The organism is Burkholderia sp. BCC0405 (genome assembly GCF_902833075.1).
Lineage (GTDB): Bacteria > Pseudomonadota > Gammaproteobacteria > Burkholderiales > Burkholderiaceae > Burkholderia.
Window position 1 is genome coordinate 22,883 of record NZ_CADFEO010000026.1, and the last position, 21,548, is coordinate 44,430.

Below are 21,548 nucleotides of genomic sequence, written 5' to 3' on the forward strand. Positions count from 1 at the left end.
GCGAAGATGGCCGTCATCGCGCGGTACTGTACCGCGCGAATGCGTCATTCAGTGTGAAACGGGAGGTGTGCGGCTCGCGGAACGCGAGCCCGGCAGGAGAACTGCGGCGGACAGGCGTTCAGGCGGCAAGCGGCGCACGCAACGGAGTGCTGCAACTGTCCACGATGGTTCCTGAAGGGAGAATGGGCGGCATTCTAGTGGGCGGCGGGCGCATGCGTCAACCGCCTCGCGGCGGTCGAGCTACTGCGCCGAGCCGATCGTCCCCGTCGCAAGCGCGAGCGCGGCAGCAGCGGACAGCGCCCCGGCATAGCTGTCGACCTCCGCGTTGCGGGCGGCGAGCAACTGGCTTTGCGCGATCGTCGCATCGGTGACCGAACCGACGCCGTTGCGGTACGCGGTCAGCGCCGCGTCGTAACTCGTCTGTGCGGCATCGACGAGCGCCTTCGCGGCGTCGTGCGACGCAAGGCTCGTCTGTACCGCGTTCTGCGCGGCGACGACCTGGCGAACGGCTTCCTCCTTGGTTCGCGTGAGGCGCGCGGATGCGCTTTCCGCATCGTTGCGCGCCTGCATCAGCACCGCCGAGCGCAGGCCGCCGTCGTACAGCGGAATCGTCACGCCGAGAAACACGCCGCCGCCGTAGCGGCTGCCGTTCAGGTTGACGGTTGGCGCCTGGTCTCCGATCGCGGGCAGCGCGGAGATGGACGTGCCGCCGCTCGCGTACGACGTCGACGCGGATAGGAAGATCTTCGGCATGAACGCGGCTTCCGCGGCCTTGATTTTCGCGCGATTGGCCTTTTCGAGCGCGAACGCGCCCTGCAGGTCGGGGCGGCGCGCGATCGCATCCGACACGATCGCGTCGACCGACGCGCCGAGTGCGGGCGGCAGCGGCCGCTTCGGCAGCGCGGCGATGGTCGGCTTCGACAGCGGCGAGATGCCGAGCGCGGAGACGAGGGCGAGGTAGCCGTCGCTCTCCGTGCCGTTCGCCTGCACGAGCGCGAGGTTGGCCTGCGCGCGATTCTGCGTCGCCTGCGCGAGCTCGACGACCGTGCCGACACCGTGCTTGAGACGCGCGCGGGAGGCCGCGAGGATCGCATCCGCGTTCGCGAGGCCCTGCCGGGCGCTGAGCGCGCGCGAGCGTGCGGCTTCGTAGCGGTAGTACGCGACGGTCACGTCGTGGATCACCTGCTGGTGTACGGCCGTGAACGCGACGTTCGACGCGATCGACGCCTGCTCGGCCGCTTCGACGCGCGCCGCGCGGCCGCCGAAATCGAACAGCAGCCATTGCAGCGACAGCGCGGAGATGGTGCCGTGCACGGTGGAGTTGCTCGACGAATCGCCGAGGATCGACGACGTCGTGCCGTGATTTGCCTGGTACCCGCCCATGGCCGTCGCGGACAGCCTCGGCAGGTAGGCGGCTTTGGCGAGGCCGACCGCCAGCGCGGCGTTGCGTGCGTCGTTCCACGCGATGCGGGTCAGCGGGTTCGCCGATTCGGCGAGATCGATCAGCTCGGGCAGCGTGTACGCGTGCGCGGCATCGAGCGCGGCCGGCGGCGAGACTGACGCGAGCGCGGGCGACGCGGGCAGCGTGTAGTCGTGCGAACCTTGTGCGGACGCGCGCGGCGGGCCCGGCACGATGTCGCCCGCCGCTGACGTTGGTGGCTGCCACGGGCGATCGGACGCCTCCGGCGCCAGATCGATCGACGACGTCGCGCAGCCGGCCAGCGCGACGGCGGTCGCGAGGGCGGCGATCGAGGCGGCCGGCGGTTCAGGTAGGCGCATGGGGGGCAGGCTCCTTCGGTGTGGCTTGACGGGCGGCATCGGCGATGCGCGCGAGCCGCGTGTCGATCAGGTTCAGCAGCGCGTCGCGTGCGGGGTCGGTTGGGTCGGTGCGCGGCGGGGTGGCCAATGGCGCGAAGGGTTCGTCTTGGGGCGCGGCTTCGTCGTCGCGCGGTTCGGTCACGCGGGCGAGCTGCGCGCCGAGCGCCGCGTCGCCGGGCTTGCGCTCGGCGAGCAGGAACAGCGGGCCTTCGAGCGCACCGAGTTCCGCGAGCGCGCGCCGCCGCGTGGCGAGCCACGTGGCGGCCGGCCGCACCCACGACGGTTCGTAGTGGACCAGCCCGAGCTCCTGCGCGATCGCGCCGTGGCGGGCGAACGCCTCGGCCGCGAGCGCGCGCCGCTCGGCCGGCTGCGCGACCTGCACGAGGCGCCGCCACTGGTCGATCAGCGCGGCGAGCCCGACGTCGATCTGCTTGCCGATGCTGACGGGCCAGATGCGCGTGAACACGAGATACACGACGACGTTGCCGAGCAGGATGCCGATCGTGCGATCGCGCGCGATCGTCAGGTCGAAGCCGGGGCCGGCGCCCTGGATCACGCACAGGAAAAACGCGAACGCGATCTGGAAGCCGGCATACGCGATGCGTGGCGAGCCGAATGCGACCCACGCGGCGAGCCACCCGCCGGCGAACACCAGCGCCATCAGGTGGCCGACCGACGATAGCGACGGCACGACGAAGACGAGCGCCGCCGTGCCGAGCAGCGCGCCGACGATACAGCCGAAGATCCGCAGCGTGAGCTTCTCGACCGTCTCGGCCGTCGAGCCGAGCGACACGATGTAGCAGGTGACGACGCATGTATGGATGCCTGACCAGTCGAGCTGCGAATACAGCAGGTAGCAGAAGATCGCCGCGGCGGTCGTCTTCAGCGCGTAGCGGATGTGGTCGGGATTGGTGCGCGCGTCGGGGAGGAAGAAGCCGCCGCGTGGCGCGGGGGGCGGGGAGGCTGCGGATCCGGGTGCGTCGGGTGCTGTCGTCGGAGCCGATGAAGCCGACGAAGCCGACGAAGCCGACGAAGCCGACGAAGCCGACGAAGCCGACGAAGCCGACGAAGCCGACGAAGCCGACGAAGCCGACGAAGCCGACGAAGCCGACGAAGCCGACGAAGCCGACGAAGCCGACGAAGCCGACGAAGCCGACGAAGCGACATGGGGCGTTGCGGCCGGTTCCGCAAAATGCGTGATCGCTGCGTGGAGATTCGTCGCAGCAACACGCGCGAGCGGCGGCAACGTGTTGGTCGGCGGGAGCGCGAGCGTCACGTCGACCGGATAGCCGCCCTGGCCCAGGATGTCGGCCATCTCGTCGAGCGTCGCGGCGATCGGTGTGGCATATGCGTCGGGCAGACGCGCGTCCGGTTCGCGATCGGCCAGCGCGACGCCAACGAGCAGCGCGGTGCTCGATGCCACGGCCTGCCGCAACGCCGCGAAGTCGGCGGCGGACGACGAGCCTTCGAGTTTCGACAGCTTGAGCCAGGTGAGCAGTTGCTTGTCGCCTTCATGCAGGCTGGCGTCGAATGCGTCGCGCGCCGCATCGTCGCCGCGCAGCCGCTGCGCGGCAAGCCGCAAGCGCTTCGCGAGTTGCGCGTGCGCGAGCTTGCGCGGCGACGGTGCGATCAGCAGGTTGACGACGATCGCGACACCGACCGGGATCGCGATCGTCAGCCAGATGTACAGCAGCGCGCGCGTCGCAGCTTCGCCGAACGGTGCGAGGCCGAGCTGGTCGAGCCCGAAGCCGACGATCATCGCGAGGATCGCGCCGACCGGGCGCAGCTTGCTGGCCGACGTCAGGTACAGGAGCCCGACCGACAGCACGGCCATGCACGCGACGCGCAGGATCGAATAGTCGATGCTGAAGATCGCGATGCCGAGCACGAGCCCGATCACGATCGTGACGATCACCAGCAGCGCGGCAGCGAGCACGACGCTCGTCACGCGGTCGGCACGGATCATGAAGAACACGACATACGCGGACAGCGCGGCTTCGGGCGTGCCGTAGGCGGCCGTCACGAGCGCGGTCAGCGCGCAGATCAGCGCAACCCGCACGGCAATCGACATGCGCCCCGGAAACGGCGCGAGCAGTCGCAGGACTTCGCGCGGGCCCGGCGAGCGAACCTCAGCGGCAGGCAGTGCCATGCCGGACCTCGACGATCGCACTGGCGCCGACGCGCACGAGCGTGCCGTCGGGTTCGTCGAGCTTCACGCGTACGGGGAAGCGCTGCGCGACGTGCACCCAGTTCACCGAGTTCTGCACGATCGGCAGCGTGCGCGGCAGGTTGATGCGGGCGCTGTCGGCGATGCCTGCACCGATGCCGACGACCTTGCCCGTCAGCGGGCGGCTGCGGTCGATCATCGAATAGACGGTCGCGCAGTCGCCGACCGCGATGCGGCTCAGCGACGTCTCGCGGAAGTTGCCGACGGCGAACCATTCGCTCGCGTCGATCAGCGTGAAGATCGACTGGTTCGGCGCAAGGGTTTCGCCGGCGAGCACGCTCAGGCCCGTCACGAGGCCATCGTGCGGCGCGCGCACGACGGTGTCTTCGAGCGCGTGCTGTGCGCGGGCCAGCGCGGCCTCGCGCGCATGCAGCGTCGCGATCGCGTCGGCGTCGTCGCCGATCGTCTGCGCGGACGCGCGCTGCTGTTCCTGTGCCTGCGCGAGCGACACGGCCGCGTCGCGCTGGCGGACCTTCGCCTGGTCGAACTGCTGCGCGCTGACGTAGCCCTGCGCGGCGAGCGGTGCGAGCCGGTTCACGTCGCGCGTCGCAAGGTCGTGGTTCTGCGTCGCGCGCTTGACCTGCTCGGCGGCCACGGCCGCGTTCGAGCGCTCGCCGATCAGCGAACGGCGGCGCGTGTCGAGCGATGCGCGCGCGAGCTCGAGGTCGGCCTGCGCCTGCGCAACCGTCAACCGGTACGGCACCGGATCGATGACATACAGCAGGTCGCCCTTCGCGACACGCTGGTTTTCATGCACGGCGAGCTGCACGATGCGGCCGCCGACCGGCGACGCGACGTGCACGACGTCCGCGTCGATCGATGCGTCGTCGGTGGACGGGTAGGCCGTCGTGCGGTGGTACGCGTACGCGAGCGCCGCGATGCCGAGCGCGACGATCGCCAGTGCGATCACGCGGCCCTTGATGGAGGGGCGGGCGATGCCGGCGGCCTTCATGCGAACGGCCCCGTGCCGGTGAGCCACACGATTACGGCGACCATGAGCCCGATCGCGGTGCAGACGGCAAGCTGGTAGGGCACCGTGGCGGCCCAGCCGGTCGCGACGAATACGCGGTGCGCGACGATCGCGCCGACGACACCGACGATCGCGCTGACGAGCCAAAGCGGGAAATACGCGCCGAACAGGACGTACGACGGAGCGCCGCGCGATGCGCAGCCCGCGAGCGGCAGGGCTGGCGCCAGGACGGCGGCGACGCGCAAGGGCGCGCGCGGCGTTGTTTTTCTCATGGTGTGACGAGCTCGACGTTGGGGGTGGATGCCGGGCGCGGCGCAATGCGGATCGTCGCCGCGACGACGATTCCAAGATACGGAGCCGATAATAAATCAGCGCGATGCGGACCGCCAGCCACCCGCCCGGTGCACCGTGGGGGATTGCCGGTCGCGGGGCGCGTCCGCACGTCCGGCACTGCGGTCGGCCCGTTGCGATTCTGCCCGTGCAAGCTCGCGTAGGGTTGCTAACGGGCTGTCAAGGATCGTCAGACGAACGGAAGGTGACTGATTTGTCGTGTCGACAGCGCGGAATCGGTGCGGAAACGGCCGATTGTCGTTCGAACACGCAGGAATGTGGTCGATCCGGCAGATCGGGGGGATGTTGACGAGCAGGGCGGCCGGATTGCGTGTGTGGCGCGGCAGCGTGTCGCGATCGATGACGCAGATCTGCGGCGGACGTACGGCCTGAACCGTATGCTCACCCGCGAGAGTGACAACGTGCAGTGCCATCGACTCTGCATGGCGGCGCGCGGCGCCTTCGGGCAAGACGCGGACATTCGCGTCGATCGTCCGGCCGCCGTTCTCGACATGGCTGATCCGGATGGGCAAGCGCAGCGTGCGCTGCATTTCGGTAACGAGGGGCTTCGGGAAAGCGTCAACGTCGCTCGCGTCGGGCAGGCCGGTGCAGCCGCGGTCAAGTGCTATGGCGAGCGACGAGCGGCGCGCGGCGTCGAAGCCAGGCCGGCGGCCGGTCGTCAAAGTCGCGATCTGTGTACCATCGCACGTATGGCGCGACGCGCGGCACGGAGCCTCTCGGCCTCGTGCGGCACGCGACGCGGAAGCGGTATCGGTATCGCAACGAAGGTGAGCGTTCCATGCGAAGTTTCTTTGTCCGGTTCATAGCAATCGGCGTGTTGTTCCATCTGTATGTCGGGATTCGGATCATTCCCGATGCGTTCACGTCGCCGGTCGCGCGCACGATCGCGGCGCTCGTGCTGGCGAGCTTCGTCGTGCTGATCCCGGTCGGCATGTTCTCGCGGCGCTTCGACGAAGGCTGGGCCGCGACGCTGGCCGGCTGGGCCGGCTCGCTCGTGATGGGCTTCTTCTCGTCACTGCTCCTGCTGACGTTCCTTCGCGAATTCGTGCTGCTCGGTGTGTTCGGGTGGCGGCATCTCGGGCATGACGGCGCGTGGCCCGGCGCCGCGACCGACACGGCGCTCGGCGTGCTGGCCGGTGCGGTGCTCGTCACCGCGATCGGGTTCGTCGGTGCGCGCCGCACGGCCGCGGTCAAGCGCGTGTCGATTCCGGTCGCGGGGCTGCCGGCCGGGCTCGACGGGCTGACGATCGTGCAACTGTCCGACATCCACGTCGGGCCGACGATCAAGCGGCACTACGTCGAACGGATCGTGCGCGCGGTCAACGCGCTCGATGCCGACCTCGTCGTCGTGACGGGCGACGTGGTCGACGGCTCGGTCCAGCGCCTGCGCGAGCACACGGCGCCGCTCGGCCGCATGCAATCGCGGCATGGCAGCTTCCTGGTGACGGGCAACCACGAGTATTACGCGGGCGCGCATGCGTGGATCGACGAATTCCGGCGCATCGGGCTGACGGTGCTCCTCAACGAGCACGTGCTGATCGAGCATGACGGTGCGCACGCGGTGCTCGCGGGCGTCACCGATTTCACGGCGGGCGGGTTCGATCCCGCCCATCGCAGCGACCCCGTTCAGGCGCTGGCGGGTGCGCCGCGCGACGTCGGCACGAAGATCCTGCTCGCGCACCAGCCGCGCAGCGCGGAAGCGGCGAATCGCGCCGGCTTTACCGTGCAGTTGTCGGGGCATACGCACGGCGGCCAGTTCCTGCCATGGCCGCCGTTCGTGCGGCTGCAGCAGCCGGTGATCGGCGGGCTGAGCCGCTTCGGCGACCTGTGGCTCTACACGAGCCGCGGCACCGGATACTGGGGGCCGCCGAACCGCTTCGGCGTGCCGTCCGAGATCACGCTGATCCGGCTGACGCGCGGCGGGTAGGGCCGGCCGGCAGGACGGAAGAAAGCGGCCCCCTCGGCAAGGCGGGCCGCGACACGCCGCGATGATGGCGTGATGCGCGAACCCGCTTAGCGGGCCGCGGCGGATTCCTCGCACCAGCAAATGACAGCGAACGACAGCGCATGGCAGCGGGCGACGCCGTTGGCTAGTATGCAGGCATGCACCGTTCGCTCCGTTTTTCGCCCGTTTCCCTCGACATGTCGACGCCCGATCTCTTCGCTGACACGCCCGCACCCGACGTGGACTGGTACCCGGACTGGCTGGCGCCGTCCGATGCCGATCGCGCGCTGGCCGCGTTGATCGGCGAGGTCGCGTGGCAACAGGACACGATCCGCACGCCGCGCGGACGCATTCCGTTGCCGCGGCTGACCGCATGGCAGGGCGAGCCGGATGCCGTCTACGTGTATTCGGGGATCCGCAACGTGCCGGCGCCGTGGACGCCGGCCGTGCTCGACCTGAAGCGCTCGGTCGAGGCGACGTGCCGCGCGCGTTTCAACAGCGTGCTGCTCAATCGCTACCGCAACGGGCTGGACAGCCTCGGCTGGCATGCGGACAACGAGCCCGAGCTTGGCGATGAGCCGGTGATCGCATCGGTGAGCCTCGGTGCGATGCGCGTGTTCGACCTTCGCCATCGCCAGACGGGTGTCACGCATGCGTATCGCCTCGGGCATGGCAGCCTGCTCGTGATGCGTGGCCGCACCCAGGCCGAATGGCAGCATCGCGTGCCGAAGGCGCCGGGCGTGCAGGGCGAGCGCGTGAACCTGACGTTCCGCTACGTGATGCCGGCCGGCACGGGCCGGTAACCCCTCGTCATCGAGGTACCGGGAGCATCGGGCGCTTCGCGCCCCGTTTTACGGTTCACAGGCAACCGAGGCAGGCAAGCGGTCGCATGTGCGGCACGTTGCCGCATGACCACTGCGCCGTGCGTGCTGAATTGGCGCTGAGGGCCGTGCCATATGGGCTGCAGGTAAATTCATCGACCGGTCGGTTCCGATAGATGAGTGAAACCTCTGATGGTGCGTCGCAACAATCCTTGACTACACTGCCGAATGGCAGAAGCGCGTCGCATCCCGGCGCGATCCTTTCGACATGCCCCAAGCGTTGCCGACGCGGTGCGCAAGGGGGCAGGAGCAAAACGCGTGACTGTATTCGACCCTTCCTTCGAACCCTCGCTGCACGTCTTTGAACAAGACGGCGGATGGCAATGGGCGCTGACGGTGAAGCGGGCGACCGGCGTCGGCGTGAAAGTCGTCGCGTTCAGCCGGGAAGGCTTTCGCGGCGAAGCCGAGGCCTACGCCGCCGGCCAGCTTGCCCGCGCCGAGTATGACGCCGCCGTGACGGCCTGACGCCGTCGCGTCGATTCCGCCCGAGGATCGTCTTCACTGTTCACCGCCCGCCGCCGGGCGGTTATTCCCAATCTTTTTTCAGTTTTTCGCTTGCCCACGCGTCGTGCTGCGCGACGCGCGACGGCGCATGCGGCGTTCCTGCGCGCCGGTTCGTCCGCGCTCGTCGCGCCAAATGGTCCGTACCATTCGACACGTGTGTGCCATACGCTGCGCTTAACGTCCCTGCACGGGGTCCGTCGCGCCGGCGATGCGGCTTCGCGCCGCGATTTGAACGCCGGACGCCGGACGACGACCCATCGACAAGAATGCAGGTCATGTGCGACGACAGAACCGACTACAACCGCCATGCGCGTGGTGGATCGCGCACGGCGCGGGCGCCGGAACGGGGATTCACGCTGATCGAGGTGCTGGTCGCGCTGGCGCTGCTCGCCGTGATCGCGCTGCTGTCGTGGCGCGGCCTCGATGCGACGATCCGTGGCCGCGACGATATCGCGTCGAATCTGGCGCAAACGCGTCTGCTCGGCCGCTACTTCTCCCAACTGCAGTTCGACCTGACGAACTTCGTCACGCCCGACGAAGTGTTCGGGCCGCCGCTGCGCATCCGCCCGGGCGAACTCGTGATGGTGCGCCATCTTGGCGTCGGCGGCGGGCCGACGCAGATGCAGGTGGTGCGCTACCAGCTCAACGGGCGCGATCTCGTGCGCAGTGCGTCGCAGCCGCTCGCGTCGCTCGCCGACGTCGACGACGCGCTGCATCACATGGATGCGTTCGCGCGCGTGGTGGTCAGCAACGATGCGCGCGCGATGCAGCTTTCCGTGTGGATCCCGCCCGGCGGATGGACGACGAGCCAGGCCGCCATCGAACAGTCCTATGCGCAGTTTCTCGTGCAGCACGGCATCAGCAACTCGACGTCGATCGGCGTGCCGGTGCCGCGCGGGGTGCGCTTCTCGGTGACGATGGGCGCGCCGGCGGTCGAATACGTGCGGACGATCCCGATCGGCCAGTAAGCGCAGGATGCCGACGGCGACGCGGCCGATCGTCTGCACCGCTATCTCGAAGCGCGCGTATTGAATGCGAGCGCCGAGGCGCCGCCGCCCGCGATCGTCGTGCGCGCGTGGATCGGCACGAACGGCGCCGTCACGCGCGTCGAATTCGCGTCGCTCGGCGATCCCGACGCGGACGCGACGCTGCGGCAGCTGCTCACTGCCGGCCCGCTGACGGAGCCGCCGCCGCCCGACATGCTGCAGCCGCTGCGCGTGCGCCTGCGGCTCGCGCCGAATCTCGATGCGGCCGCCGCCGCGCCGGCATCGGCGGCGCGCATGCCGTGACGTCCGGAGCCATGCGCGCGGATCAGGCCGGATATCGTAATAAGATATGAGGTTATTGCGTTGGCGGGACGATGACGTCCCGCCGCTTCAACAGGAGCCCCTCATGCAATTGACCCCGTTGGGCGCGCATGTCGCCCAGTTCGGTTTCCCCGAGCGGCAGAGACACGCGCAGGCGCTGATAGCCGGCACGGCCGACATCAACACGTATGTTTCCGGCGGCGTCTGCTACGACGCGGCGGCCTATGTGCGGTATCTGATGCGCGCTGACGCGATGATCACGCCCAACACGCTGCTCGACACGATCGGTCAGCACTGGCGGCCGCGGTTCAACTTCGAGAACGGCGGCGAATGGGACGGGCGCGCGAACATTTCGGCCGGGACCGCGGTTGGCTTCTCGCGTGGTGGCTCGGTCTTTCATGCGGCGATCGCCGTCGGCGGCACCTCGATCCGGGCCGTGAACGGCGGGCTCCTCGGCAGCGGATGGCGGTATGCGGTCGACCTCGCACGCGTGCTCGAACCGGCCGCGGCCGGCGGCTTTACGTACGACCGCGCGAACATCCGGGTTCATTTGTCGCGCCTGTAGCACTCGCGCCTCCCGGCGCAGCAGGCCGCGCCGGCCGCGATCCGGGGGCCGCTCGCCGCGCACGCGGCCGGGCGGCGGTTACCCGCCGTCCGGCGATTTCCGCATGGCGTCGCGCTGTCCATCACTGCTATCCTCTCGACCGTGAATGACTCTTCATGGAGTCGTGGCGGCGCATGCTGCGTCGCGGCGAAGCGCGCGGGTGCCACTGCGTGCGCGCCGGGGCCGCATGACCGGCTGTCCACGACGATCCGTGGCCTGTTTCGTGACTGATTTCCTACCGTCCATGTCCACATGGTCAAGACAACGATGAGCGACGCACCTGAAACCGCGGCGCCCGGCGACGACGAATCGCATGGCGGCGCGTCGTCCTACCTGGTGCCGGGGCTCGAACGCGGGCTGCGGATCCTCGCCGAATTCTCCGCGCGCGAGCCGGTGCTCGGCGCGCCCGAGCTGTCGAAGCGCATCGGCATTCCGCGCACGACCACGTTCCGCCTGCTGCAGACCCTCGAAGCGCTCGGTTTCCTCGAGCGCGTGAATGGCGACCGCTATTTCCGGCTCGGTGTCGGCGTGCTGCGGCTCGGCTTCGAATACCTGAATTCGCTCGAACTGACCGATCTCGGCGGGCCCGTGCTCGAACGGCTGCGCGATGCGACCGGCCTGTCGACGCATCTGCTGATCCGCGACCAGCGCGACGTCGTGTTCGTCGCGAAGGCGCAGAGCAACGCGTCGATGTTCGGTTCGGTGAAGGTGCATGTCGGCACGCGCCTGCCCGCGCATGCGACCGTGCACGGCCACGTGTTGATGGGCGACCTGACGCGCGACGCACTGCGCCAGCTCTACCCGGAAAAACGCCTCGAGGAGTTCACCGAGCGCACGCCGGGCACCGTCGACGAGCTGTACGAACGCGTGCGCCACTATGCGCGGCTCGGCTACGCGGTGAGCGAGGCGGCATTCGAGAGCGGCATTTCGGCGGTCACTGCGCCCGTTCGCGATCATTCGGGCTCGATCGTCGCGGCGATCACCGCGACGGTGCCGCGCTCGGAGATCGGCGAGGCCCGCGAGAAGGAACGGCTCGTCGAGGCCGTGTGCGGCGCGGCGGTCGACCTGTCACAGCGGTTGAACTATCGTCCGCTCGAAAGCGATCCGACATTCGCGCACGCGCGCCACAAGGTCGCGATGTTCTGAGTGTTGCGATGCGCGGCCGTGCAAAGGCCGCGCACAAATGAAAAAGAGCGGCCCGCGGGCCGCTCTTGTCGTTTCAGGCGGCGAACGCCTGGCTTCGTTCAGAACGAGTGGTGGATCCCGGTGAGCACGATCACCTGGTTCGCGGTGCTCGACACGCCTGCCGTGAAGAACGCGGCCTGCGCGCCGCCGGAACCGTGTTCGTACAGCACGTTTGCATACAACTGCGTGCGCTTGGACAGCGAATAGATGTCGCCGAGCTCGACCTGCGTCCAGCGGCGGCCGGCCAGCGTCGTGGTCGCCGCGCCGCCCGCGATCGTGTTGAACGCGCTGCTGCGGTAGTTCACGCCCGCGTCGTAGCTCTGGAACGTGTCCGAGAAACCGTTCGACTGCATCTTCGTGCGCGTGTACAGGCCGTGCACGAGGAAGTCGCCGAACTGGTAGGACGCGCCCGCGCCAATGTTCTCGACCTTGCTTGCGGTGTAGCCGTTCGCAGTGTTCTGCCCCTGGAACGACGTGATGCCGGTCGTGCTGATCAGGATCGAGCGGTCGTGCTCGTTCGAGTACACGGCCGACGCCTTGAACGGCCCGTTCGCGTAGTTCAGCGCGACGCCGAGCGACTTGCCGGTCGAGAAGTTCGTCGTGTTGCCGAGCGCCATCGTCGCCGCGGCCGAGAAGCCCGCGAAGGTCGGCGAACGGTACTTGACCGCGTTGTTGTACGGCACGTTGCCGGTCGCGGCGAGCCCGTCGATGTTGCCGGGGTGGAACGCGTACCAGCTCATCGCGAGGTAGGCCGTGCTGAGCGGATCGAGATAGTCGAACGACAGCGGCGTCTGGCGGCCGAGCGTCAGCGCGCCGTAGCGTTCCGAGCCGAGGCCGACGAATGCCGCGCGGTTCCAGATCGTGTTCGCGGTCGCGAACTGACCATTGTTCGTATAGAAGCCGTTTTCGAGCTGGAAGATCGCCGACAGGCCATTGCCGAGGTCTTCCTTGCCTTTCAGGCCCCACCGATCGGGCTGCGTGTTGCCCTGGATCATCGCCCATTTCGCCTGGCCGCCGACGTTGTTCACGTACGCGACGCCCGCATCCATGCTGCCGTACAGCACTACGCTGCTCTGCGCCCACGCGCCCGACGCGGCGCCCAATCCGATCACTGCTGCTGCTACCGCATGCTTGACCATTTGATCTCCTGAATCTCCAACCTGATGAAAACGTGCCGTGGCGGCATGCGCGGGAACGGCCGGCCGCCGCGCGTTTTCGCCATCGAGCGGGCATTCGAATGTTCCATATAAGGAACGATGTGCCTCTGATGGAATGGAGTATAGAGGCGTCGAGCACCGAGTCAAAAATAATTTTTTCGGGACGGATGGGTTGCGGACCGATGCCCGGCAGCGCTGCCCGATGCTTCGAAAAAGCCGGTAAATGCCCGTAATACAACAAAAAATTACATTTGATAAGGCAGGCGGAAGCGATCGTCGAGCCAGCGGTCGGTGTTTTCCCTAGGACATGCAGCTTTTTGTTTTACTCGTGGAAACTCACTCCTATAATCACCATCCATAAACTGACGTTCCGGATATGGAACAAATCGGAACAAACCGAGAGTCGATCAGAAGGAAGGGTGTGAGATGTCTGAACAATGGGTTTGCGCCGGGCACGCCGGCGCGCTGTCGGAAGACACGCCGATCGAGTTCAAGCGGACCGACGGCGTCGAAATCGGGATCTACCGCGTCGGCGACGACGTGTATGCGCTCGAGAACGTATGCCCGCATGCGTACGCGCTGCTGACGCAGGGGTTCGTCGACGAAGGCACGGTCGAATGCCCGCTGCACGAGGCCGTGTTCGACATCAGGACGGGCGAATGCCTGAAGGGGCCGGGCGGACGCGCACTGAAGCAGTACGCGGTGCGTCTCGCCGGCGAGGAAATCCAGATCAAGGTGGAATGACATGAAAGAAGCGACCGTCAACTTCAATCCCTTCCTGAAGCCGTGGGTGGCGCCGCAGCCGAACAACGTCGCGGGCAAGGGGCAGATCGAGATCCCCGGCCAGGTCGAGAACCAGGTCTGGCAGAACCGCAAGGCCGCGCCGACCCAGTACGAAAACGACCTCGGCGATGCGCTCGAGCGCGTGTTCGAAGCCGGCGCGATCGAGCTGGACGATGTCGTCGCGGGCCTGAACCGCATCGGTTTCCGCGCGCCGGACGGCACGGTGTGGACCGCCGAGCGCTTCCGCGCCGAAATGGCCGCGCTCGCGGAATGACCGCTTAAGCGCTGGCAGCCGACCCGACGACAACCGCATCCGGAGCACACTGATGACGTCCCCCGTACAACACGCAGCCCAACACGACCCGGTCCGTGACTACCTCGACCGCGGCATCAAGAACTACTGGTATCCCGTCGCGCCGAGCTGGCAGGTGTCGAATGCACCGGTCGGCCTCACGCGCCTGTCCGAGCAGATCGTGCTGTGGCGCGATCACGACGGCAAGGTTCACGCGCTCGAGGATCGCTGCCCGCACCGCGGCGCGCGCCTGTCGCTCGGCTGGAACCTCGGCGGCAACATTGCCTGCTGGTATCACGGCATCGAAGTCGACGGCGGCGGCACGGTCAACCGCGTGCCGGCCGTATCGAACTGTCCGCTCGAAGGCATGAAGTGCGTGAAGTCGTATCCGGTCGAGGAGAAGGCCGGCGCGATCTTCCTGTGGTTCGGCGACGAAGCGCACGGCGAGTCGGCGCCGCTGAACCTGCCCGAGGAACTGGTCGACGACGAGTACGGCCACTTCCTGTGCGTGTCGAACTGGAAGTGCAATTACCAGTACGCGATCGACAACGTGATGGATCCGATGCACGGCGCGTACCTGCACGCCACCTCGCACTCGATGGCCGAAGGCGACAAGCAGGCCGAGATGCGCGTGCGCAAGACGGAAACGGGCCTGATGTTCGAGAAGATCGGCCAGCGCGACGTGAACTTCGACTGGGTCGAGCTCGGCGAAACGGGCTGCCTGTGGATGCGCCTCGCGATCCCGTACAAGCAGAAGTTCGGCCCGGGCGGCAACTTCGGGATCATCGGCTTCGCGACGCCGGTCGACGGCGACAACTGCCAGGTCTACTTCTGGCGCACGCGCAAGGTCAGCGGCTGGCAGCGCGACGTGTGGCGCTTCATGTACCGCAACCGCCTCGAGGGCCTGCACTGGGACGTGCTCGAGCAGGACCGCTACGTCCTCGAAAGCCTCGCGCCGAATGCGCGCGATCACGAATACCTGTACCAGCACGACGTCGGCATGACGCGCGTGCGCCGGATGCTGCGCACGCGTGCGCAGGAGCATCTCTCCGCGCTCGACGCGCATCGCGCGGCGCAGGCTGCAGCGGAGCCCTCGAATGGCTGAGCGCGCTCCGGTCGTGTCGCTCGCGGGGCGCCGCGTGCTCGTCACGGGCGGCGCGCGCGGGCTCGGCGCGGCGTTCGTGACGGCGCTCGTCGAAGCGGGCGCGCAGGTCGCGTTCGGCGACGTGCTGGCCGACGAAGGCCGCGCGCTTGCCGCGCAACTCGCCGAAGCCGGCCATGTCGCGCATTTCATCGCGCTCGATCTCGCCGATCCGGCGAGCGTCACCGCGTTCGTCGCGCAGGGCGCGGCGGCGCTCGGCGGCATCGACGCGCTGATCAACAACGCGGCGATCACGAACTCGGGCGGCAAGCTGTCGACCGAGCTCGACGTCGCGACGTGGGACGCCGTGATGAACGTGAACGTGCGCGGCGTGTGGCTCGTCAGCAATGCGGCGCTGCCGTACCTCGCGCAATCGGGCCGCGGCGCGATCGTGAACCTCGCATCGGACACCGCGCTGTGGGGTGCGCCGAAGCTGCTCGCGTACGTCGCGAGCAAGGGCGCGGTGATCGCGATGACGCATGCGCAGGCGCGCGAGTTCGGCGCGCACGGCGTGACGGTCAACGCGATTGCGCCTGGGCTGACCGAAGTCGAGGCGACGGCCTACGTGCCGGCCGAGCGCCACGCGTTCTACATGCAGGGCCGCGCGCTGACGCGTGCGCAGGTGCCCGACGACGTGACGGGCCCGGTGCTGTTCCTGCTGTCGGACGGCGCGCGCTTCGTGACGGGTCAACTGCTGCCGGTGAACGGCGGCTTCGTGATGAATTGATGTTTTCACCCTTGATGAAGGAGTTGACGATGGCGGACGCCGATCTCGAACGCAAATCGTGGGACCAGCCGGAAGGCGCAAGCTTCAACGACTGGATGGAAGGGCGCGTGGCGCGCTACGCGACGCGGCGCTACGACTGGGACGCACTGAAGTTCCAGGCCGACTACGACCCGAAGTACCGCCGCGCGCAGATGCGCTACGTCGGCACGGGCGGCACGGGCGTCGCGAAGGACGTCAACACGGTGCCGGCCGGCGGCTTCACGTTCTCGACGATGGTCATCCCGGCCGGCAACATCGGCCCGAGCCACATCCACATGGACGTCGAGGAAATCTTCTTCGTGCTGCGCGGCAAGATGAAGGTGATCTGCGAGCGTGACGGCGAGACGTGGGAAGCGATCCTCGGCGAACGCGACCTGATCTCGGTGCCGCCGGGCGTGTATCGCACGGAAATCAACATCGGCGAGGAAGATGCGCTGATGTGCGTGATGCTCGGTTCGCCGAAGCCGATCACGCCGACGTATCCGCCCGATTCGCCGCTCGCGAAGATCAAGCGCTGAGACGGAGCCGGTGAAGCAATGAGTGTCATCGACAAACGTGAACGCGACCGCACCGCGGCATTCGCCGCGCTGCTCGGGCAGTTTCCCGAACAGCGTTGCGCGGCCGGCGCGGCGGGCACGATCGGCTACCGTGAGGCCGGCGCGCAGCATGCAGGCCGTGCGCTGCCCGTCGTGCTGCTGCACGGGATCGGCTCGGGCGCCGCATCGTGGGTCCGCCAGCTCGACACGCTCGGCGCATCGCGGCGCGTGCTCGCGTGGGATGCGCCCGGTTACGGCGTGTCGACGCCGGTGCACGGCGCGTCGCCGGCCGCCGCCGATTACGCGGCATCGCTGAACGCGTGGCTCGAGGCACTCGGCATCGAACGCTGCGTGCTGGTCGGGCATTCGCTCGGCGCGATCATCGCGGGCGGTCTCGCCCGCGTGATGCCCGCGCGGATCGCCGGCCTGCTGCTGGTGTCGCCCGCGGGCGGCTACGGCAGCGCACCGGCTGAAACGCGCGAATCGCGCCGCGACGCGCGGCTCGCGATGCTGGCCGCACTCGGTCCGGCCGGGCTCGCCGAACAGCGCAGCGGCAACATGCTGTCCGGTTTCGCGAGCGAGGATGCGCGCGCGTGGGTGCGCTGGAACATGGCGCGCATCGTGCCGGCCGGCTATGCGCAGGCCACGCACCTGCTCGCGAACGCCGATCTCGCCACCGATCTCGCCGGCTTTCGCGGCCGCACGGCCGTGGCCGTCGGCGCGAACGACGCGATCACGCCGCCCGCCGCGTGCGAGCGGATCGCCGCGGCCGCCCATGTCGGGCTGCAGGTGATTCCGCAAGCAGGCCATGCCGGCTACGTGGAAGCACCGGCCGTCTATTCCGCACTGATCGACGCATTCTGCCGTCAGTGCGACCCACAGCGGGGGCTCGCATGAACGAACCGCTGCAACAGGCCGAATCCGAAAGCGGCAAGGGCGAAGCCAGTTACGTGGTGCCGGGTCTCGAACGCGGGCTGCGGATCCTCGCCGAATTCTCGCCGCGCGAGCCCGTGCTCGGCGCGCCCGAATTGTCGAAGCGGCTCGGCATTCCGCGCACGACGGTGTTCCGTCTGCTGCAAACGCTCGAATCGCTCGGCTTCCTCGAGCGCGCGGACAAGGATCGCAACTACAAGCTCGGCATCGCCGTGCTGCGGCTCGGCTTCGAATACCTGAGCTCGCTGGAGCTGACCGATCTCGGCCTGCCCGTGATCGAAAGCCTGCGCGACGCGACCGGCTTCACGACGCACATCGTGATCCGCGACGGCCGCGACGTGGTGTTCGTCGCGAAGGCGCAGAGCCAGGCGCCGGTGTTCAGCTCGATCCGCGTGAACGTCGGCACGCGCCTGCCCGCGCATGCAACGACGCACGGCCACGTACTGATGGGCGACCTGTCGTTGAAGGAGCTGCATGCGCTGTATCCGGAAGGCGCGCTGAACCGGATGACGAACGCGACGCCCGAGACGGTCGACGCGCTGTACGACGTGATCCGCGAGGATGCGCTGCGCGGCTACGGCGTCAGCAATTCGTCGTTCGAGCGCGGCATCTCGGTGGTCACGGCGCCGGTGCGCAACGAGACGCAGAAGATCGTCGCGTGCATCACGGTGACGGTGCCGAGGCCGGAAATCGATGCGGCGCTGATCGCGGACGGCCTGATCGACAAGGTGCAGCGCGCGGCGGCGGAACTGTCGCGGCGGCTCAATTACCGCTCGGATGACGAGCACACGTTTCTGAAGGCATTAGGACTCCGATGATTGAGATCGATCTGACCGGGCAGGTCGCGGTGGTGACGGGCGGTTCGTCCGGCATCGGCCTCGCGACCGCCGAACGGTTCCTGCAGGCAGGCGCATCGGTCGCGATTTGCGGCCGCGACAGCGACCGTCTGGCACGCGCCGAAGCGATGCTCGCTGAAAAATACCCGGGCGCGCAACTGCTCGCCGGGCGCTGCAACGTGCTCGACGAAACCGATGTGGCCGCGTTCGCGCAAGCGGTTTCGACGCGTTTCGGCCGTGCCGACATGCTGGTCAACAACGCCGGCCAGGGCCGTGTGTCGACCTTCGCCGACACGACCGACGACGCGTGGCGCGAAGAGCTCGAACTGAAGTATTTCAGCATCATCCGCCCGACGCGCGCGTTCCTGCCGCTGCTGCGCGATGCGCAGGCGCCGACGATCACCTGCGTGAACTCGCTGCTCGCGCTGCAGCCGGAGCCGCACATGGTCGCGACGTCGTCCGCGCGCGCGGGCGTGCTGAGCCTCGTGAAGTCGCTCGCGACCGAACTCGCGCCGCAGCGCATCCGCGTGAACTCGATCCTGATCGGCATCGTCGAGTCGGGCCAGTGGCGCCGCCGTTACGAAACGCAGGCGCGGTCCGGCGAAAGCTGGGAGGACTGGACGGGCGCGATCGCCCGCACGAAGAACATTCCGCTGAACCGCTTCGGCAAGCCTGACGAGGCCGCCTGGGCACTTTTTTATCTCGCAACGCATCTGTCGTCGTACACGACGGGCAGCCATATCGACGTTTCTGGAGGCTTTGCACGCCATGTCTGAAAAAACCACGGTCGGCGAGCTGATTGCCACCTTCCTCGAGCAGTGCGGCGTGAAGACCGCATTCGGTGTCATCTCGATCCACAACATGCCGATCCTCGACGCGATCAACACGCGCGGCAACATCCGGTATGTCGGCGCACGCGGCGAAGCCGGCGCGTTGAACATGGCCGACGGCCTGGCCCGCGTGTCGGGCGGCCTCGGCGTCGCGTTCACCAGCACGGGCACGGCGGCGGGCAACGCGGCCGGCGCGATGGTCGAGGCGCTGACGGCCGGCACCGCGCTGCTGCACATCACGGGGCAGATCGAGACGCCGTACCTCGACCGGGATCTGGCGTACATCCACGAAGCCCCCGACCAGTTGTCGATGCTGGACGCGATCTCGAAGGCCGCGTTCCGCGTGCGCTCGGTCGAAACCGTGCTGCCGACGATCCGCGAAGCCGTGCGCATCGCGCAGACCGCGCCGACTGGCCCGGTGTCGGTCGAGATTCCGATCGACATCCAGGCCGCTGAAATCGAATGGCCGGAAGACCTGGAGCCCGCGCACGTCGCGGTTCGCGAGCACGACGCGGCCCGCGTCGCGAAGCTCGCCGACGCACTGGCGGCCAAGCGCCGCCCGCTGCTGTGGCTCGGCGGCGGCGCGCGCCACGCACGCGAGGAAGTCGAACGCCTCGTGAAGCTCGGCTTCGGCGTCGTGACGAGCGTGCAGGGCCGAGGCGTGCTGCCCGAGGATCATCCGGCGACGCTCGGCGCGTTCAACGTGCACGCGTCCGTCGAGGCGTTCTACAAGACCTGCGATGCACTGGTCGTCGTCGGTTCGCGCCTGCGCGGCAACGAGACGCTGAAGTACCGGCTCGCGCTGCCGCAGCCGCTGTTCCGCATCGATGCCGACGCGCTTGCCGACAACCGCGGCTATCCCAACGCGCTGTTCGTGCACGGCGATTCGAAGCGCGTGCTCGCCGAGCTGGCTGACCGGCTCGAAGGCCGCCTGTCGGTCGATCCGCGGTTCGCGGCCGATCTCGCGGCAGCCCGCGAGCAGGCGGTGGCCGACGTGTCGAAGGGCCTCGGGCCGTACAAGCAGCTCGTCGATACGCTGCAGGGCGCCGTCGGCCGCGACTACAACTGGGTGCGCGACGTGACGATCTCGAACAGCACGTGGGGCAACCGCCTGCTGAAGATCTTCGAGCCGCGCTCGGGCGTGCATGCGCTCGGCGGCGGCATCGGCCAGGGCATCCAGATGGGCATCGGCGCGGCGCTCGCGGGCGCGGCGGCGAAGACGGTCTGCCTCGTCGGCGACGGCGGCCTGATGGTCAACGTCGGCGAGCTCGTGACGGCCGTGCAGGAAAACGCGAACGTGATGATCGTGCTGATGAACGACCAGTGCTACGGCGTGATCCGCAACATCCAGGACGCGCACTACGACGGCCGCCGCTGCTTCGTGCAGTTGCACCAGCCCGATTTCGCGCAGTTCTGCGCGAGCTTCGGCCTCACCCATTACCGGATCACGTCGCTCGACCAGGCCGAAGCGATCGTGCGCGAAGGGCTGGCGAAGGAAGGCCCGGTGATGGTCGAGGTCGACATGCTGTCGGTCGGCTCGTTCGCATCGAACTTCGCGGGGCCGCCGGTGAAGAAGGAAGAAACGCCGTCGGAGCGCCAGTATGCATAACGGGCAGAAGCGGGCCCACGCACCGGTCGACGTCGCGATGATCGGCTTCGGTGCGATCGGCGCGGCCGTGTACCACGCGGTCGAGCACGATGCGTCGTTGCGCGTCGCGCACGTGATCGTGCCGGAACACCAGCGCGCGGCGGTGCAGGGCGTGCTGGGCGGCGCGGTGGAGGTCGTGTCGTCGGTCGGCGCACTGGCTCGCCGCCCCGAGTTCGCGCTCGAATGCGCGGGCCACAGCGCGCTCGTCGATCACGTCGTGCCGCTGCTGAAGGCCGGCACCGACTGCGCGGTCGCATCGATCGGCGCGCTGTCCGATCTCGCGCTGCTGGAGGTGCTCGCGCAGGCGGCCGACGAAGGCGACGCGACGGTGACGCTGCTGTCCGGCGCGATCGGCGGGATCGATGCGCTGGCGTCCGCGAAGCAGGGCGGCCTCGACGAAGTGCTGTACGTGGGCCGCAAGCCGCCGCTCGGCTGGCTCGGTACGCCCGCCGAGGCGCTGTGCGACCTGCGCGCGATGAGCGAGGAAAAGGTGATCTTCGAAGGCAGCGCGCGCGATGCCGCGCGCCTGTATCCGAAGAACGCGAACGTCGCGGCAACCGTCGCGCTCGCGGGCCTCGGCCTCGACGCGACGCACGTGCGCCTGATCGCCGATCCGGCCGTCGCACGCAACGTGCATCGCATCACCGCACGCGGCGCATTCGGCGAGATGTCGCTGGAAATGAGCGGCAAGCCGCTGCCTGACAACCCGAAGACATCCGCGCTGACGGCGTACAGCGCGATCCGCGCGCTGCGCAACCGCGCGGCCCGCTGCGTGATCTGACCGGGCCGTTGAAGGTCCGCCCGCGCCACGGCGAAGGCGGACGTGCAGAGACA

Annotated in this window: 22 protein-coding genes and 1 pseudogene; 17 read left to right on the forward strand and 6 right to left on the reverse strand. The window is 68.4% G+C overall.

The features are described 5' to 3' along the window. Nucleotides 1–240: 240 nt before the first annotated feature. The 5 genes from HWX36_RS31590 to HWX36_RS31610 all read right to left on the reverse strand — a co-directional run bounded on the left by HWX36_RS31590 (nt 241) and on the right by HWX36_RS31610 (nt 6,028). Nucleotides 241–1,779 (reverse strand): TolC family protein, encoded by a 1,539-nt coding sequence (locus HWX36_RS31590; protein WP_175957750.1) that lies wholly within the window; start codon nt 1,777–1,779, stop codon nt 241–243. Beyond that, nucleotides 1,766–3,967, reverse strand: coding sequence for an FUSC family protein (locus HWX36_RS31595; protein ID WP_175957751.1), 2,202 nt, complete (start codon nt 3,965–3,967; stop codon nt 1,766–1,768). Before HWX36_RS31595 ends, HWX36_RS31590 begins: the two co-directional genes overlap by 14 nt. Next, on the reverse strand, nt 3,948–4,997 hold the full coding sequence (gene mdtN / locus HWX36_RS31600; protein ID WP_175957752.1) for a multidrug transporter subunit MdtN: 1,050 nt from the start codon (nt 4,995–4,997) through the stop codon (nt 3,948–3,950). Before mdtN ends, HWX36_RS31595 begins: the two co-directional genes overlap by 20 nt. Then, a complete protein-coding gene (locus HWX36_RS31605; RefSeq protein ID WP_175957753.1) occupies nt 4,994–5,287 on the reverse strand; it encodes a hypothetical protein in 294 nt (97 codons plus the stop codon). Before HWX36_RS31605 ends, mdtN begins: the two co-directional genes overlap by 4 nt. 96 nt (nt 5,288–5,383) lie before the next feature. After that, a complete protein-coding gene (locus tag HWX36_RS31610; protein ID WP_175957754.1) occupies nt 5,384–6,028 on the reverse strand; it encodes a hypothetical protein in 645 nt (214 codons plus the stop codon). 116 nt (nt 6,029–6,144) lie between these two features. Here HWX36_RS31610 and HWX36_RS31615 point away from each other — a divergent pair, with 116 nt between their 5' ends. The 7 genes and pseudogenes from HWX36_RS31615 (at nt 6,145) to HWX36_RS31645 (ending at nt 11,753) form a co-directional block, all read left to right on the forward strand. Beyond that, nucleotides 6,145–7,293: a metallophosphoesterase gene (locus HWX36_RS31615; protein WP_175957755.1), complete on the forward strand. Its 1,149-nt coding sequence runs from the start codon at nt 6,145–6,147 to the stop codon at nt 7,291–7,293. Between the two features lie 176 nt (nt 7,294–7,469). Next, nucleotides 7,470–8,114 carry an alpha-ketoglutarate-dependent dioxygenase AlkB gene (locus HWX36_RS31620; protein ID WP_175957756.1) on the forward strand — a complete coding sequence of 215 codons (645 nt, stop codon included), beginning with the start codon at nt 7,470–7,472 and terminating at the stop codon, nt 8,112–8,114. A gap of 336 nt (nt 8,115–8,450) precedes the next feature. Next, nucleotides 8,451–8,657, forward strand: coding sequence for a hypothetical protein (locus tag HWX36_RS31625; protein ID WP_059585120.1), 207 nt, complete (start codon nt 8,451–8,453; stop codon nt 8,655–8,657). Nucleotides 8,658–8,971: 314 nt separating this feature from the next. Next, nucleotides 8,972–9,664, forward strand: coding sequence for a prepilin-type N-terminal cleavage/methylation domain-containing protein (locus tag HWX36_RS31630; protein ID WP_175957757.1), 693 nt, complete (start codon nt 8,972–8,974; stop codon nt 9,662–9,664). A 6-nt stretch (nt 9,665–9,670) separates the two neighbouring features. Then, nucleotides 9,671–9,985: pseudogene (locus HWX36_RS31635) on the forward strand (YbaB/EbfC family DNA-binding protein); the annotation flags it as partial. A 103-nt stretch (nt 9,986–10,088) separates the two neighbouring features. Further along, nucleotides 10,089–10,568, forward strand: a complete 480-nt coding sequence (tecA, locus tag HWX36_RS31640; RefSeq protein WP_175957758.1) for a type 6 secretion system effector deamidase TecA — start codon at nt 10,089–10,091, stop codon at nt 10,566–10,568. A 306-nt stretch (nt 10,569–10,874) separates the two neighbouring features. Beyond that, the gene (locus HWX36_RS31645; protein WP_244136582.1) at nt 10,875–11,753 is read left to right on the forward strand and encodes an IclR family transcriptional regulator; all 879 of its coding nucleotides are present in this window, start codon (nt 10,875–10,877) and stop codon (nt 11,751–11,753) included. Nucleotides 11,754–11,851: 98 nt separating this feature from the next. Here the strand turns inward: HWX36_RS31645 and HWX36_RS31650 are convergent, their stop codons facing one another. Beyond that, complete coding sequence (locus tag HWX36_RS31650; RefSeq protein WP_175957760.1) at nt 11,852–12,931, reverse strand: porin; 1,080 nt, start codon at nt 12,929–12,931, stop codon at nt 11,852–11,854. Nucleotides 12,932–13,375: 444 nt separating this feature from the next. Here HWX36_RS31650 and HWX36_RS31655 point away from each other — a divergent pair, with 444 nt between their 5' ends. The 10 genes from HWX36_RS31655 to HWX36_RS31700 are packed head-to-tail and all read left to right on the forward strand — an operon-like array spanning nt 13,376 to nt 21,495. Then, complete coding sequence (locus HWX36_RS31655; RefSeq protein ID WP_021161517.1) at nt 13,376–13,693, forward strand: non-heme iron oxygenase ferredoxin subunit; 318 nt, start codon at nt 13,376–13,378, stop codon at nt 13,691–13,693. Nucleotide 13,694: 1 nt separating this feature from the next. Then, entirely contained in the window at nt 13,695–14,006 is a 312-nt protein-coding gene (locus HWX36_RS31660) for a recombinase-like helix-turn-helix domain-containing protein (protein WP_175957761.1), read from the forward strand. Between the two features lie 52 nt (nt 14,007–14,058). Continuing rightward, nucleotides 14,059–15,129: an aromatic ring-hydroxylating dioxygenase subunit alpha gene (locus HWX36_RS31665; protein ID WP_175957762.1), complete on the forward strand. Its 1,071-nt coding sequence runs from the start codon at nt 14,059–14,061 to the stop codon at nt 15,127–15,129. Further along, a complete protein-coding gene (locus HWX36_RS31670; protein WP_175957763.1) occupies nt 15,122–15,892 on the forward strand; it encodes an SDR family oxidoreductase in 771 nt (256 codons plus the stop codon). Before HWX36_RS31665 ends, HWX36_RS31670 begins: the two co-directional genes overlap by 8 nt. 29 nt (nt 15,893–15,921) lie before the next feature. Continuing rightward, complete coding sequence (locus HWX36_RS31675; protein ID WP_043177345.1) at nt 15,922–16,449, forward strand: cupin domain-containing protein; 528 nt, start codon at nt 15,922–15,924, stop codon at nt 16,447–16,449. Nucleotides 16,450–16,467: 18 nt separating this feature from the next. Then, nucleotides 16,468–17,364 (forward strand): alpha/beta fold hydrolase, encoded by an 897-nt coding sequence (locus HWX36_RS31680; protein WP_175957764.1) that lies wholly within the window; start codon nt 16,468–16,470, stop codon nt 17,362–17,364. Next, nucleotides 17,361–18,218 (forward strand): IclR family transcriptional regulator, encoded by an 858-nt coding sequence (locus HWX36_RS31685; RefSeq protein WP_175957765.1) that lies wholly within the window; start codon nt 17,361–17,363, stop codon nt 18,216–18,218. The genes HWX36_RS31680 and HWX36_RS31685 overlap by 4 nt, the downstream gene beginning before the upstream one ends. After that, entirely contained in the window at nt 18,215–19,012 is a 798-nt protein-coding gene (locus HWX36_RS31690) for an SDR family oxidoreductase (protein ID WP_175957766.1), read from the forward strand. Before HWX36_RS31685 ends, HWX36_RS31690 begins: the two co-directional genes overlap by 4 nt. Continuing rightward, nucleotides 19,005–20,675 carry a thiamine pyrophosphate-binding protein gene (locus HWX36_RS31695; protein ID WP_175957767.1) on the forward strand — a complete coding sequence of 557 codons (1,671 nt, stop codon included), beginning with the start codon at nt 19,005–19,007 and terminating at the stop codon, nt 20,673–20,675. The genes HWX36_RS31690 and HWX36_RS31695 overlap by 8 nt, the downstream gene beginning before the upstream one ends. After that, nucleotides 20,668–21,495 (forward strand): aspartate dehydrogenase, encoded by an 828-nt coding sequence (locus tag HWX36_RS31700; RefSeq protein ID WP_175957768.1) that lies wholly within the window; start codon nt 20,668–20,670, stop codon nt 21,493–21,495. Before HWX36_RS31695 ends, HWX36_RS31700 begins: the two co-directional genes overlap by 8 nt. Nucleotides 21,496–21,548: the final 53 nt, after the last annotated feature.